Below are 13175 nucleotides of genomic sequence, written 5' to 3' on the forward strand. Positions count from 1 at the left end.
ACGGCGCCTGGGTATCCGCGGCTTGAGAGGAGAGGAACGGCGTGGCAGTTGCAATGCCTGGAGCTGACAGCACCTTGCTGTCGGTCAACAAGCTGACGAAGACGTTCGGCACATTCGCCGCCTGCGACGGGATCGATCTCGATATCCGGCCTGGTGAGATCCATGCTCTCCTTGGCGAAAACGGTGCGGGCAAGTCGACGCTCGTCAAGATGCTGTTCGGGGTTCTCGGCCCCACAAGCGGGCAGATCGCGTGGCGGGGCCAGCCGGTGCGCATCTCGAGCCCAAGCGCCGCGCGCCGCCTCGGCATCGGTATGGTGTTCCAGCATTTCTCCCTGTTCGAGGCGCTGACGGTCGCCGAGAACATCGCCCTTTCGATGGATCCGGGCATCTCGCTGAGCAAAATTTCGGACGAGGCCGCCGCCCTTTCGGTCAGCTACGGCCTGCCGCTCGATCCGAAGGCGCATGTGGCCGATCTCTCGGTCGGAGAGCGCCAGCGGATCGAGATCGTCCGGGCGCTGCTGCAGAACCCGCAGCTGATCATTCTCGACGAGCCGACCTCCGTGCTGACGCCGCAGGAGGCCGACCGGCTGTTCGAAACGCTGGCAAAGCTCAAGGCCGAGGGGCGTTCCGTTCTCTATATCAGCCACCGGCTGGAGGAGGTGCAGCGCATTTGCGACCGCGCGACCGTTCTGCGCCATGGCAAGGTGACCGGCGCCTGCGATCCGCGGCAGGAGACGCCGGCCTCGCTCGCCCGCATGATGGTGGGCAGCGACGTGGCGCATGTCAGCGCGGCCGGGACATCGACCAAGGGCCGGGTGCAACTGGAAGCCCGGCATCTTAAAGCTGCGGCCCGCACACCCTTCGCCGTCTCACTCAAGGATATCTGTCTGAAAGTGCATGCCGGCGAGGTGCTGGCGATCGCGGGCGTTGCCGGGAACGGGCAGGGCGAGTTGTTCGATGCCTTGTCCGGCGAATACCCGACGGCTGACAACGACGCCGTCTTCATCCGCGAGAAACCGGTCGGACGGCAGGGCATCAATCAGCGGCGTGCGCTCGGCGCCGGCTTCGTGCCGGAGGAACGTCACGGACATGCGGCGGTCTCGGCCCTGCCGCTGTCGGACAATCTCGTGCTCGCCCGCTACTATTCGGACCGCAAGGCGTTCCTGGGCGGCGGTGCGCTTGGGCTGATCCGCAGCGGTGCTGTCAAGCGGGCCGCAAAGCGTATTTCCGAGGCGATGGACGTGCGCAAGAGCGGGGAGGATCCACCCGCTGGCTCGCTCTCCGGCGGCAACCTGCAGAAATTCATCGTCGGACGCGAACTCGACCGTCAGCCCTCGGTGCTCGTCGTCAACCAGCCGACCTGGGGCGTGGATGCCGGTGCCGCCAGCCGCATCCGCCAGGCGCTGGTCGATCTGGCGAAGGCAGGATCGGCCGTGCTGATCATCAGCCAGGATCTCGACGAGATCTTCGAGGTCGCCACCGAAATCGCCGTGATCAATGAAGGCAAGCTCTCCGATCTCTATCCGGCCGCGGCTCTCTCGCGCGAAAAGATCGGACTGCTGATGGGGGGCATGCATGGGACGACCGTGTCCGAGGCCGCCGCTGCCGCGACCGTGAAAGAGACACCCCATGCGCATTGAGCTTGAAAAACGACCGAAGGTCTCGCTTCTCTATGCCTTCCTCTCCCCGGTGATCGCACTGGGCCTGACGATCGTCGCCGGGGCGATCATGTTCGTGATTCTCGGCAAGGACCCCGGCCTCGCGCTGTACAGCTTCTTCATCGAGCCGCTGACCGAGGTCTGGTCGCTGCACGAACTTGCCATCAAGGCAGCACCGCTGATCCTCATCGCTATCGGCCTTTCGGTCTGCTACCGGTCCAACAACTGGAATATCGGCGCCGAGGGCCAGTTCATCATGGGAGCCGTGGCGGGCTCCATCATTCCCGTCGTGTTCCACGAATGGCATTCGGCTCTCGTCCTGCCGCTGATGCTCGTCATGGGCATGATCGGCGGTGGGCTCTATGCCGCGATCCCGGCCTTTCTCAAGGCACGCATGAACACGAACGAGATCCTGACGAGCCTGATGCTCGTCTATGTCGCACAATTGTTTCTCGATTGGCTCGTGCGGGGCCCGTGGCGCGACCCCGGCGGGTTCAATTTTCCCGTGACGCGCGAATTCGCGCCGGAAGCGATTCTGCCGGAGATGCTCGCCTCGGGCCGGGCGAATTACGGCTTCGCCTTCGCCATCGTCGCGGCGCTCGCCATCTGGTTCATGATGCGCTTCACGCTCAAGGGCTTCGAAATCACGGTGCTCGGCCAGTCGGAGCGGGCAGGGCGCTTCGCCGGCTTCTCTTCGCGCCGGATGATCTGGTTTTCGATGCTGCTTTCGGGCGCCTTTGCCGGGCTCGCCGGCATTTCCGAAGTCTCCGGCGCCATCGGCAAGCTGCAGCCGGTGATCTCGCCCGGCTATGGGTTCACCGCCATCATCGTCGCCTTTCTCGGCCGGTTGAACCCGCTGGCGATCATCGTTGCCGGGCTCGTTCTCGGCCTCACCTATCTTGGCGGCGAGGCGGCGCAGATCTCGCTCAGCCTGTCCGACAAGGTCGTGCGGGTGTTCCAGGGTCTGTTGCTGTTCTTCGTGCTCTCCTGCGACACGCTGATTCAGTATCGCGTGAGGATCGTCTGGCGGCAGATAACAGGTGGATCGTCGGCCGAGGGAGCGCACTGATATGGGTATCATCGAAGCCATCCTTCTCACGGTGATCACGGCGGCGACGCCGCTCGTCATCGCCGCCGCGGGCGAACTGGTGACGGAGCGTTCGGGCGTGCTCAATCTCGGCGTCGAGGGCATGATGATCATGGGCGCGGTCTGTGCCTTTGCCGCGACGCAGGCGACCGGCTCGCCTTACATCGGCATCCTCGCCGGCATCGTGTCCGGCGCTCTCTTCTCCCTGCTTTTCGGCTTCCTGACGCTGACGCTGGTCGCAAACCAGGTCGCGACGGGTCTGGCGCTGACCATTCTCGGTCTCGGCCTTTCCGGACAGATCGGCGAGCCCTATGCGGGCCAGTCGGGCATCAAGCTGCCGCAGATCGTGTTTCCGCTCCTCAGCGACATCCCGTTCCTCGGCCGGGTGCTGTTTCGCCAAGACCTGATCTTCTATCTGTCGATCGCACTCATCGCCGGCATTCACTGGTTTCTGTTTCGCAGTCGCGCCGGGCTGAAGCTCAGGTCGGTCGGCGACAGCCATGCCTCGGCGCACGCGCTCGGCATCAACGTCATCCGGACGCGCTATCTCGCGGTCATGTTCGGCGGCGCCTGTGCCGGGCTTGCCGGCGCGCAACTGTCGCTCGTCTACACGCCGCAATGGGTGGAGAACATGTCGGCCGGGCGCGGCTGGATCGCTCTCGCGCTAGTGGTGTTTGCCTCCTGGCGGCCGTGGCGGGTGGTCGCCGGCGGCTATTTGTTCGGCGCGGTCTCGATCAGCCAGCTTTATGCACAGGGCAATGGCATCAATGTGCCTTCGCAGCTGCTGTCGGCGCTTCCGTACCTTGCAACGATCCTCGTCCTCGTGCTCATCTCTCAGAACCGCCGGATGACGATGATCAATACGCCGGCTTCACTCGGTAAGCCCTTCGTGCCGGATCGTTGATCCGATCGGCCGCGGATGCCTGTTCGACAACATGAGAGGTCAAAAATGAAGAAACTTATCCTCGCTCTCGTCGCCACGACGGCGGCCATCGGCTTTGCCGTGTCGGCAAGCGCCCAGGAAAAAGCCAAGATCTGCTTCGTCTATGTCGGTTCCAAATCCGACGGCGGCTGGACGCAGGCGCACGACATCGGTCGTCAGGAGCTGGAAAAGGCGCTCGGCGACAAGATCGAAACACAGTTTCTCGAAAATGTCCCGGAAGGTCCGGATGCGGAACGCGCCATCGAGCGCCTGTCGCGCTCCGGCTGCGGCCTGATCTTCACGACGTCGTTCGGCTTCATGGATGCGACGGTCAAGGTCGCCGCCAAGTTCCCGAAGGTCATGTACGAGCATGCGACCGGCTACAAGACCGCCCCGAACGTCGCTACCTATAACAGCCGCTTCTACGAAGGCCGTTATATCCAGGGCCAGATCGCCGCAAAGATTTCCGAGAAGGGTGTCGCAGGCTACATCGCGTCGTTCCCGATCCCGGAAGTGGTCATGGGCATCGATGCGTTCGTCATCGGCGCGCGCTCTGTCAATCCCGACTTCAAGATCAAGGTCGTGTGGGCGAACACCTGGTTCGACCCGGGCAAGGAGGCCGATGCGGCCAAGGCGCTGATCGACCAGGGCGTCGATGTGCTGACGCAGCACACCGACACGACGGCGCCGATGCAGGTTGCAGCCGAACGCGGCATCAAGGCGTTCGGCCAGGCCTCCGACATGATCGCAGCCGGCCCGAAGACCCAGCTGACCGCAATCAAGGACACGTGGGGCGCCTATTACATCAAGCGCACGCAGGCCTTCCTCGACGGTAAGTGGGCGACCACATCAAGCTGGGACGGCCTGAAGGATGGCATCCTGACAATGGCGCCCTATACCAACATGCCGGACGACGTGAAGGCGATGGCGGAAGCGACGCAGAAGAAAATCGAGTCGGGCGAACTCAAGCCCTTCAGCGGTCCCCTGAAGAAGCAGGACGGCAGCGTGTGGCTGAAAGACGGCGAAACCGCCGACGACGGAACGCTGCTTGGCCTCAACTTCTACGTCGAAGGCGTTGACGACAAGCTGCCGCAATAAGGGGCAACAGCGGATCGCCTGTCGCGATCTCTCCTCCTCACCGCACATCCGCAGGGCCGCTTCACGCGGCCCTGCTTTTTAAGCTCTCTGTTGACAAGCACAGCGTTTTACCGACACTGCTTTTGAATTCCATTTCATTTGCAAATGAAATGAAAATTCCACCTCTCTCTCCAAGACACTCATATTGTCATATGATATGATTTTTCCGTCGCCCGGGAGGAATGTGGCGACAGAACGCGTACCGAGTCGGACGAGGGGGAAGCATGAGACGGGGTCCGCTGGAGACACTGATAACCGGCGTCGATACACGCACGAGCCACTCGCAGGTCGTCGACGTCCTCGGCCGCGCGATCATCTCGGGAGAATTCCCCGTCGGCACCATTCTGCCGGGCGACCAGGAACTGGCGTTGCGCTTCAAGGTATCGCGCACCGTTCTCCGCGAGGCCATGAAGACCTTGGCCGCCAAGGGGCTGATCGTCCCACGCGCGCGAATCGGCACGCGAGTCACGGCGCGCAATCAGTGGAATCTCTTCGACAGCGACATTCTGACCTGGCATTTTCACAACGGCATCGACGAGGACTTCCTGACGCATATCAGCGAAGTCCGCATGGCGTTCGAGCCGCACGCCGCAGCCCTTGCCGCTATCCATGCGACCGAGGCCGAGATCAGCCACATGATGCGGCTGGCCGTCGCCATGGGCGATCCCGCGCATACGCCCGAATCGCTGGCCGTCGCCGATCTTCGTTTCCACCTTGCGGTGGCCGAGGCTTCCGCCAATCCCTTCATGCGTAGCGTCGGCAGCCTGATCGAGGCGGCACTGGTCGGCATCTTCAAGCTCAGCTCGCCGGCCGCGGATCGCGAGGGCATCGAGGACGTCTCGCGCAACCATATTCGCATCGTCGAGCAGATCAGCCGGCGCGACGAGGCCGGGGCGCGGGCAGCGATGGAAGTGGTCATCCGGGTGGGGCGCGCGCGGGTTCGCGTTGCGATGGACGACGCGCCGGAAACGGCCACGGGCTGACAATCCCGAGCCTGTTCCTGCAGGAATGGTAAAACTTGGCCGATCCCGCCTTGCTGCATTGCGCTGTTCCGCCTATTTCATGAAAACGATGAGAACGTGCGCCCTCAAACCTGCCGGGCGTCGAGCATCGGTTTTCGAGGATCCATGTCCGAACTGCTCGTTATCTTCGTCCTTCTTCTGATCAATGCCTTCTTTGCCATGTCGGAAATGGCTCTCGTTTCCGTCAGCCGCCCGCTCCTGAGGCAAATGGCCCGACAGGGAAACGTCCGGGCGGAGATGGCGCTGAACCTGGCGGAAGATCCGGGCAAATTCCTCTCGACCGTCCAGGTCGGCATCACGCTCGTCGGCACGCTGGCCGGCGCCTATGGCGGCGCGACGATCGCCGATAAGCTTGCGCCGGTCCTCAACGATATCCGCTGGATCAACCCCTATGGAAGCACGGTCTCGGTCGCCGTGGTGGTCACGCTCATCACCTATCTCTCCGTCGTCATTGGCGAGCTCATTCCGAAACAGCTGGCGCTGCGCAACTCCGAAGGCATCGCCATGTTCGTGGCGCGGCCGATGTCCGTGCTGTCCAAAGTCGTCTCGCCTGTCGTCTACCTGTTCGAAGGTTCGGCAAAAACGTTCATGCGCGTCTTCGGCATCAGCAGCAACAAGGATGCGGTGACCGAAGAAGAGGTTCAGGCCATCATGGCCGAGGGTGTCGAAAGCGGCGCCATCGAGAAATCCGAGCATGAAATGCTCCGCCGGATCATCCGGCTCGGAGACCGCAACGTCAAATCGATCATGACGCATCGCACGGAGGTCAGCTTCATCGAGGCGAACGACACGCTGGAGGCCGTGCGCGCCAAGATCGAACAGACCGCGCATTCCCGCTACCCGGTCATGGACACCGCGACGGGAGAGATCCTCGGTGCCGTGCTCGTGAAGGAAGTCCTCAATGTCGGGGCGCGCGGCGCCTTCGATATAAGGGCGTTCGTCAAGGAACTGCATGCCCTCCCGGAAACGGCCTCGTGCCTGAAGGCGCTGGAGGCGTTCAAGTCGTCGCGGATCAACATGGCGATGATCGTCGACGAATATGGCAGCATCGAAGGCATCATCACGATTGCCGATATTCTCGAAGCGATCGTCGGCGTGCTCCCGTCGAACTACGACGATATCGAACATGCCTTGATCCGCCAGCGCGAGGACGGATCCTATCTCGTGGACGGCCGGACGCCGATCGATGAAATCCACCTGACCATCGGCATCGACGAAATCGATTCGGACGGCAGCTACGAAACCATTGCGGGCTTCCTCGTGCAGGAACTGCGCAAATCACCCGAAGAGGGCGACATCGCGGAGGCGTTCGGTTACCGGTTCGAGGTGGTCGATATGGACAGCCGGCGGATCGACAAGATCCTCGTGTCGAAGCTGGATGTCGCCCCGCCCGAGCGATAGGACCGCGTATTCCGGCAAATGCAGGACAAACAAAAAGGCCGGGGGATGCCCGACCTTTCGTTCTCAGAGATCTTGTAACCTGCTAGTTCATCCGTAGTCAGATCACCTGATCCTGAGTATCTGCTGTAGTGGTGAATAAAGCTTTAATGTGTAAGCCTTGTGTCACGCTGGAGCGTTTTATTTTTCCTGAACCGAGATGCCGTTTTCGCCGATCTTGAGTTCGACGCCCTCCGGTTCCTTCTCCCGGTCGTAGATGTAGACGCCCATGACGATGACAAGGACGACCAGAGCGCCCAGCAGGGCGTAAAGTCCGTTTCGGTTCATGCTGATATCCCCTTTGGTACTGATACTTACCGACGACGGAGATAGGGCGGGCGCCGGATTTGAAAAGATCCTCGCCGTCCTGCGCGGCTTGGCTGCAGGCTTTCGGCTAGCGGAGCAGGAGGATCGTGCAGAGCGATCCCGCCTCGGCTTCCGGGGCTGCCGGCGCCCTGACGATCAGGGCATCGGACTGCGCGAAAGTCTGCATCATCGAGGAGTCCTGTCGCTCGAAGGCCGTTGCCGACAGGCGCCCGTCGGGCAGGCGGTCGAGTTTCGCGCGGATGTAGTCCTGACGCTTGTCGTTGGCTGGAAGCGCTCCGGCCGTGATCGCGGATGCGAGGCGATCGCGTCTCTGCAGATGACCGAGGGCGAGGACCAGCGGCTCCAGGAAGAGCAATCCGCAGACGAGGCTCGAGACCGGGTTCCCGGGCAGGCCAAGCACCTGCATGTCGCCGAGGCGGCCGACCATCAGCGGCTTGCCGGGACGCATGGCGATGCGCCAGAAATCGAGCTCCATGCCCGCGCCGACCAGTGTCGATTGCACCAGATCATGATCGCCGACGGAGGCGCCGCCGAGCGTGACGAGGATGTCGGCACCCGCCGTCTGCGCAGCCGTCAGGCGTTCCTCGATGCTCGACCGCCTGTCCGGCACGATGCCGAGATCGATGATCTCTGCGCCGTTTTCCCGCGCGATGGCGGCAATGCCGAGCGTGTTGGAGGCAATGATCTGATCGGGACCGATGGTGCTGCTTCCGGGTGGCAGCAGTTCGTCTCCGGTCGCCAGAATGGCGACGCGCACGCGCCGGTAGACCTCGATACGGTCATGGTTCATGCCAGCCGCCAAGGTCAGACGACCGGCGTCCAGCCTTTCGCCCGCATGCAGCACGACGTCGCCCTGCCTGAAATCCTGGCCTTTCGGGCGGATATGGCGACCTTTGACGGGGACGAAGCCGGTCCGGATGCGGTTGCCGTCCAGCCGTTCCGCATCCTCCTGGATCAGCACGGTATCCGCGCCGTCCGGCACCGGTGCGCCGGTGAAGATGCGCACGGCTTGGCCCGAGAGAACCGTGCCCGTAAAGCGGTTGCCCGCAGCGGACTCGCCGATGACGGTCACGATAGAGCCGACCTTTGCGATATCGTCGCTGCGCAGCGCGTAGCCATCCATGGCGGAGGAATCGAACGGAGGATGGGTGATGCGGGCGGCGACGTCGCGCGCGAGCACACGGCCCTGCGCGTCACCCATCGCAACGGTTTCGGTCTCCGTCACCGGGCGGGCCGCCGAGAGGAGACGTTCCAGCGCGGTCTCGACCGGAAGCAGGCTCATGCGGTCTCCGCCTTATCGCGTTCGCGCGCATAGTCGCCGGAGCGCCCACCGGACTTCTTCAATAGACGGATGCCGCCAATTTCCATGTCGCGGTCGACGGCCTTCGCCATATCGTAGATCGTCAGGCAGGCGATACTTGCCGCCGTCAACGCTTCCATCTCGACGCCTGTGCGCCCGGTGAGCTTGGCCAGCGTCTCGATGCGCAGGCCGGGCAGGGCCTCGTCGGGCCGGATGTCGACGGAAACCTTGCTGAGCATCAGCGGATGGCAAAGCGGAATGAGATTAGCCGTCTGCTTCGCCGCCATGATGCCGGCGAGGCGGGCGGTCCCGATGACGTCGCCCTTCTTGGCGTCGCCCGCCAGAATGATGCGCAGCGTTTCCGGCTGCATGCGGACATAGCCCTCGGCAACGGCGATACGGACGGTCTCGCTCTTGTCGCCGACGTCCACCATGCTGGCTTCGCCGGTTTCGCCGAGATGGGTGAGCGGCGTTTCAGACATCACTCGGCCGCCTGCCGTGCGGCCTCGGAGAGCAGGAGGCGGGTGGCGGCGGTCACGTCATCCTGCCGCATCAGGCTCTCGCCGACCAGAAACGTGCCGATGCCGGCAACCTTCAGGCGCGCGCAATCGGCCGGCGTGAAGATGCCACTTTCGCCGACGAGATGCCGGTCGCGCGGCACCATCGGCGCGAGCCGTTCGGACACGGCGAGGTCCACCTCGAACGTCTTTAGATTGCGATTGTTGATGCCGATGAGAGGCGAGGAAAGCCGCAGGGCCCGCTCCGTCTCCGGCTCGTCATGGACCTCGATCAGCACGTCCATGCCGAGCTCGAATGCGCAGTCTTCCAGCCGGCGCGCATCGTCGTCCGTGAGCGACGCCATGATCAGGAGAATGCAGTCGGCGCCCCAGGAGCGCGCTTCATGAACCTGATAGGTCTCGAACATGAAATCCTTGCGCAGTGCCGGCAGATTGCAGGCCGCGCGAGCGGCAGTCAGAAATTCCGGCGCGCCCTGAAAGCTCGGTCCATCCGTCAGAACCGACAGGCAGGCCGCGCCGCCCGCCTCATATGCTGTCGCAAGCGCCGGCGGATCGAAGTCCGGGCGGATGAGGCCCTTGCTGGGGCTTGCCTTCTTGATCTCGGCGATGAGCCCGAAACGGCCGTCCGACCGCTTTGCCTCCAGCGCTCTCAGGAAGCCGCGCGGGGCATCCTGGCCGAGGCTCATGGACTTGAGGTCCTCAAGCGAGACACGCGCTTTCGCGGCGGCGATTTCCTCGCGCTTGTAGAGTTCGATGCGGTGCAGGATGTCGCTCATGTCAGGCCTCCGCAGCATTGGATACGCGCACCAGCGCTTCGAGCGCAGCATGGGCCGCACCTGTTTCGAGCGCTTCGCGCGCCATCGACATTCCCTCGGTCAAGGCGCCGGCCCGACCGGAGATGACCAGGGCGGCGGCGGCATTGGCGAGCGAGATATCGCGATAGGGCGTGACGTCGCCGGTGAGGACCCCGGCCAGCGCCTTCGCATTGTGCGCGCCGTCGCCGCCCTTGAGGACGGAGAGGTCGACTGTCGGGAGGCCGAAATCGGCGGGAGTGAGGTCGAAGGTGCGGATCTTCCCGTTCTCGATCGCGGCAACATGTGTCGTGCCGGTCGTGGTGATTTCATCGAGGCCCTCGCCGTGGACGACCCAGACGCTGACGGAGCCGAGATCGCGCAGCACTTCGGCCACAGGCACCACCCAGTGGGGCGAGAACACGCCGACAAGCTGGCGGCCGACGCCGGCCGGATTGGACAGCGGGCCGAGCAGGTTGAAGATCGTGCGGGTGCCGAGTTCGACCCGGGTGGGCCCGACATGGCGCATGGCCGAATGGTGCTGCTGGGCGAACATGAAGCCGACACCGGCATCGCGGATGCAGCGGGCGATGGCGTCCGGACCGATATCGAGCTTGACACCGAGGCAGGAGAGCGCATCCGCCGTTCCCGACTTCGAGCTCAGCGCGCGGTTGCCATGCTTGGCGACGGGAACGCCTGCACCTGCGACGATCAGCGAGGCGAGCGTCGAGATGTTGTAGGTTCCCGCGCCATCTCCACCCGTGCCGACGATATCGATCGCATCGGCCGGGGCGTCCACCGTCAGCATGCGGGCGCGCATGGCGCCGACCGCACCGACGATCTCATCGACCGTCTCGCCGCGCACCCGAAGCGCCATCAGAAATCCGCCGATCTGCGAGGGCGTCGCCGCGCCGGACATGATGATCTCGAAGGCGGCCCGTGCGTCGTCCCGGTCAAGCGATTGACCGAGCGCCGCTTTGGCGATGAAGGGTTTGAGGTCCGCCATACGCTCCGTCCGCCTATCGTTGCGCCAGCGCCGCTTCGGCCAGCTGCTGGTTGATCGAAACGCCGTAACGGGTCTGAAGCTCGCTCACCATCTGGTCGAGAATATCGTCCCCGCTTGCCTGGGCGATCGCATCGACCTGACGGTTGTCCTGATCGAGAGCATCGCCAGCGGCGTTGTCGACGGCCGTGACCTTCAGCAGGATCTGGCCTTCGCCATCCGTGCCGGCTGCGTTCGCCACAAGGCCGTTCGGGCCGCTGAACGCTGCGGTGACGGCGGCAGGCGACAGGGCGGCGTCCTGAGCGGTGCGCCGCAGGCCCGTCTTCGTCTCCACGGCGATACCGAGTTCGGTCGCGATGGTCTGCAGGGTCTCGCCCTTTTCGACGCGCGCCTTCAGTTCGGCGGCGCGCTTTGCCAGTTCGGCCCGCTGCTGCTCGGCCGTCCAGTCGGCAACGACCTTCTCGCGCGATTCGTCCAGCGTCCGGTCGCGAGCGGGCATCACATCCTCGACCTCGAACCAGACATAGCCGTCTCGGCCGAGGTTGATCGGCAGGGTGTCGCTGCCGGGATCGGTCTTGAAGACCTCGGTCAACAGTTCCTGCGGCTGCGGCAGATCGGCGATCTTGTCGCCCTGCGCGTCGTTGCCGCGGGCGTCGACTGCGGGAATGGTGACGGCCTTGAGATTGCTTTCGGTCGCTGCATCCTGAAGCGTCGCGCCGGAGATGCGCGCATCCTCGAACTTGTCGTGGATCGCGGTGATCTCGTTGCTCGCATTGGCAAGGGCGACCTCCTGGCGGAGCTCTTCCTTGACCTCGTCAAACGGCCGGGTGACGGCGGGGCGGATATTGGTCACCCGCAGAACGACCGGGCCGAAAGTGCCATCGACCACCGGCGTGGTCCCGCCATCCGCGGCCACGGCAAAGGCGGCGTCGCCGAGCTTTGCGTCCGGCACGCGCTCGCGCGTGAAATCACCCAAGAGAACATCGCTCGAGGTCTTGCCCTGCTCGGCCACGAGCGCATCGAACGTCGTGCCGGCAGCAAGCTTCGCGGCGGCGGCATCGGCATCGGCGCGGGTCGTGAAGGTCAACTGCTCGACCGTGCGCGTTTCCGGCGTGCTGAAGCTCGCCTTGCGCTTCTCGTAGTCGGCGCGCAGCTCGTCGTCGGTGACGCCTGCCGGATTGGCGATGTCGGTCGGCTCGAGCTTCACATAGGAGATCTTGCGGAATTCGGGGGCGCGGTATTCGGCCTTGTGCTCCTCGAACCAGGGCGCCAGGACATCGTCGGCAGGCGCTTTGATCGGATCGACATTGGCATTGGAAAGCAGCAGGTAATCGACCGAGCGCGTCTCGTTCTGGTATGTCTTCAGCGCGTCGGTGAGAACGGCGGGCGCCTTGAAGCCATCCGACAGCGCCTCGACGATCTGCGAGCGCACCGCTACCTGGCTGCGGTTCGTGATGTAATCGACTTCGCGCAGGCCGGCATTGCGCAGCACGCTGGAGAAGATGGTGCGATCGAACTGTCCGTTGACCGCGCGGAAGGCGGGGTCCTGGCTGATCAGCGTCGCCAGCCGATCCTGCGACAGGCCGAGGTTCATATCGCTCGACAGCTGGTCGAGCGTCGCGCCGGCCACGAGCTGCGAATAGACCTGCGCCTCGACGCCGAAGGCGCGGGCCTGGTCGCGCGACAGGCGGGTGCCGAACTGGCGCGAGAGCTGGGCCAGTTGCCGCTCATAGGCAAGCCGGAAGTCCGCTGGGGAAACCTTGACGTCGCCAACCGTCACGACCGCCGTGGCGGAACTCGGCGCGATCGAGGACGAGACGCCCCAGACGGCGAACGAGGCGACGAGAACGATCAACAGGCCCTTGACGACCCATGTCTGGGCGCCTCTCCTCAGCATTTCCAACATTAGACTGCGCACCTCAACCGAAAAAACCACGCGTTCGCCCCGTGGCAAACCGTGTCGTTCCTTACTG

Annotated in this window: 12 protein-coding genes; 6 read left to right on the top strand and 6 right to left on the bottom strand. The window is 63.9% G+C overall.

Annotation, left to right across the window (positions count from 1 at the left end; translation table 11 throughout):
* Positions 1-53 precede the first annotated feature (53 nt).
* The 6 genes from C8J36_RS04375 (at position 54) to C8J36_RS04400 (ending at position 7227) form a co-directional block, all read left to right on the top strand.
* Entirely contained in the window at positions 54-1640 is a 1587-nt protein-coding gene (locus tag C8J36_RS04375) for an ABC transporter ATP-binding protein (RefSeq protein ID WP_132533056.1), read from the top strand.
* Positions 1630-2727 carry an ABC transporter permease gene (locus C8J36_RS04380; protein ID WP_132532878.1) on the top strand — a complete coding sequence of 366 codons (1098 nt, stop codon included), beginning with the start codon at positions 1630-1632 and terminating at the stop codon, positions 2725-2727. Before C8J36_RS04375 ends, C8J36_RS04380 begins: the two co-directional genes overlap by 11 nt.
* Before the next feature lies 1 nt (position 2728).
* The gene (locus C8J36_RS04385; protein ID WP_062593099.1) at positions 2729-3649 is read left to right on the top strand and encodes an ABC transporter permease; all 921 of its coding nucleotides are present in this window, start codon (positions 2729-2731) and stop codon (positions 3647-3649) included.
* Between the two features lie 45 nt (positions 3650-3694).
* Complete coding sequence (locus C8J36_RS04390) at positions 3695-4765, top strand: BMP family ABC transporter substrate-binding protein (RefSeq protein WP_132532880.1); 1071 nt, start codon at positions 3695-3697, stop codon at positions 4763-4765.
* Positions 4766-5028: 263 nt separating this feature from the next.
* Positions 5029-5787: a FadR/GntR family transcriptional regulator gene (locus C8J36_RS04395; RefSeq protein WP_062593103.1), complete on the top strand. Its 759-nt coding sequence runs from the start codon at positions 5029-5031 to the stop codon at positions 5785-5787.
* Between the two features lie 144 nt (positions 5788-5931).
* Positions 5932-7227: a hemolysin family protein gene (locus C8J36_RS04400; protein ID WP_062593105.1), complete on the top strand. Its 1296-nt coding sequence runs from the start codon at positions 5932-5934 to the stop codon at positions 7225-7227.
* A 177-nt stretch (positions 7228-7404) separates the two neighbouring features.
* Here C8J36_RS04400 and C8J36_RS24770 read toward each other — a convergent pair whose 3' ends face one another.
* The 6 genes from C8J36_RS24770 to C8J36_RS04425 all read right to left on the bottom strand — a co-directional run bounded on the left by C8J36_RS24770 (position 7405) and on the right by C8J36_RS04425 (position 13108).
* Positions 7405-7551: a hypothetical protein gene (locus C8J36_RS24770; RefSeq protein ID WP_165914942.1), complete on the bottom strand. Its 147-nt coding sequence runs from the start codon at positions 7549-7551 to the stop codon at positions 7405-7407.
* A 106-nt stretch (positions 7552-7657) separates the two neighbouring features.
* Entirely contained in the window at positions 7658-8872 is a 1215-nt protein-coding gene (gene glp / locus C8J36_RS04405) for a gephyrin-like molybdotransferase Glp (protein ID WP_132532882.1), read from the bottom strand.
* Positions 8869-9372 carry a cyclic pyranopterin monophosphate synthase MoaC gene (moaC, locus tag C8J36_RS04410; protein WP_132532884.1) on the bottom strand — a complete coding sequence of 168 codons (504 nt, stop codon included), beginning with the start codon at positions 9370-9372 and terminating at the stop codon, positions 8869-8871. The genes glp and moaC overlap by 4 nt, the downstream gene beginning before the upstream one ends.
* A complete protein-coding gene (gene trpC / locus C8J36_RS04415; RefSeq protein ID WP_132532886.1) occupies positions 9372-10184 on the bottom strand; it encodes an indole-3-glycerol phosphate synthase TrpC in 813 nt (270 codons plus the stop codon). The genes moaC and trpC overlap by 1 nt, the downstream gene beginning before the upstream one ends.
* 1 nt (position 10185) lies before the next feature.
* A complete protein-coding gene (trpD, locus tag C8J36_RS04420; RefSeq protein WP_062593111.1) occupies positions 10186-11205 on the bottom strand; it encodes an anthranilate phosphoribosyltransferase in 1020 nt (339 codons plus the stop codon).
* A gap of 13 nt (positions 11206-11218) precedes the next feature.
* Positions 11219-13108, bottom strand: coding sequence for a peptidylprolyl isomerase (locus tag C8J36_RS04425; RefSeq protein ID WP_132532888.1), 1890 nt, complete (start codon positions 13106-13108; stop codon positions 11219-11221).
* Between the last annotated feature and the right edge of the window lie 67 nt (positions 13109-13175).

This window comes from Rhizobium sp. PP-F2F-G48 (assembly GCF_004342335.1).
Classification (GTDB): Bacteria; Pseudomonadota; Alphaproteobacteria; order Rhizobiales; family Rhizobiaceae; genus Ferranicluibacter.

Bases quoted from the DNA above. Each gene is read 5' to 3' on its own strand.
- C8J36_RS04375 (WP_132533056.1), top strand. From the start codon at position 54: ATGCCTGGAGCTGACAGCACCTTGCTGTCGGTCAACAAGCTGACGAAG.
- C8J36_RS04380 (WP_132532878.1), top strand. From the start codon at position 1,630: ATGCGCATTGAGCTTGAAAAACGACCGAAGGTCTCGCTTCTCTATGCC.
- C8J36_RS04385 (WP_062593099.1), top strand. From the start codon at position 2,729: ATGGGTATCATCGAAGCCATCCTTCTCACGGTGATCACGGCGGCGACG.
- C8J36_RS04390 (WP_132532880.1), top strand. From the start codon at position 3,695: ATGAAGAAACTTATCCTCGCTCTCGTCGCCACGACGGCGGCCATCGGC.
- C8J36_RS04395 (WP_062593103.1), top strand. From the start codon at position 5,029: ATGAGACGGGGTCCGCTGGAGACACTGATAACCGGCGTCGATACACGC.
- C8J36_RS04400 (WP_062593105.1), top strand. From the start codon at position 5,932: ATGTCCGAACTGCTCGTTATCTTCGTCCTTCTTCTGATCAATGCCTTC.
- C8J36_RS24770 (WP_165914942.1), bottom strand. From the start codon at position 7,551: ATGAACCGAAACGGACTTTACGCCCTGCTGGGCGCTCTGGTCGTCCTT.
- glp (WP_132532882.1), bottom strand. From the start codon at position 8,872: ATGAGCCTGCTTCCGGTCGAGACCGCGCTGGAACGTCTCCTCTCGGCG.
- moaC (WP_132532884.1), bottom strand. From the start codon at position 9,372: ATGTCTGAAACGCCGCTCACCCATCTCGGCGAAACCGGCGAAGCCAGC.
- trpC (WP_132532886.1), bottom strand. From the start codon at position 10,184: ATGAGCGACATCCTGCACCGCATCGAACTCTACAAGCGCGAGGAAATC.
- trpD (WP_062593111.1), bottom strand. From the start codon at position 11,205: ATGGCGGACCTCAAACCCTTCATCGCCAAAGCGGCGCTCGGTCAATCG.
- C8J36_RS04425 (WP_132532888.1), bottom strand. From the start codon at position 13,108: ATGTTGGAAATGCTGAGGAGAGGCGCCCAGACATGGGTCGTCAAGGGC.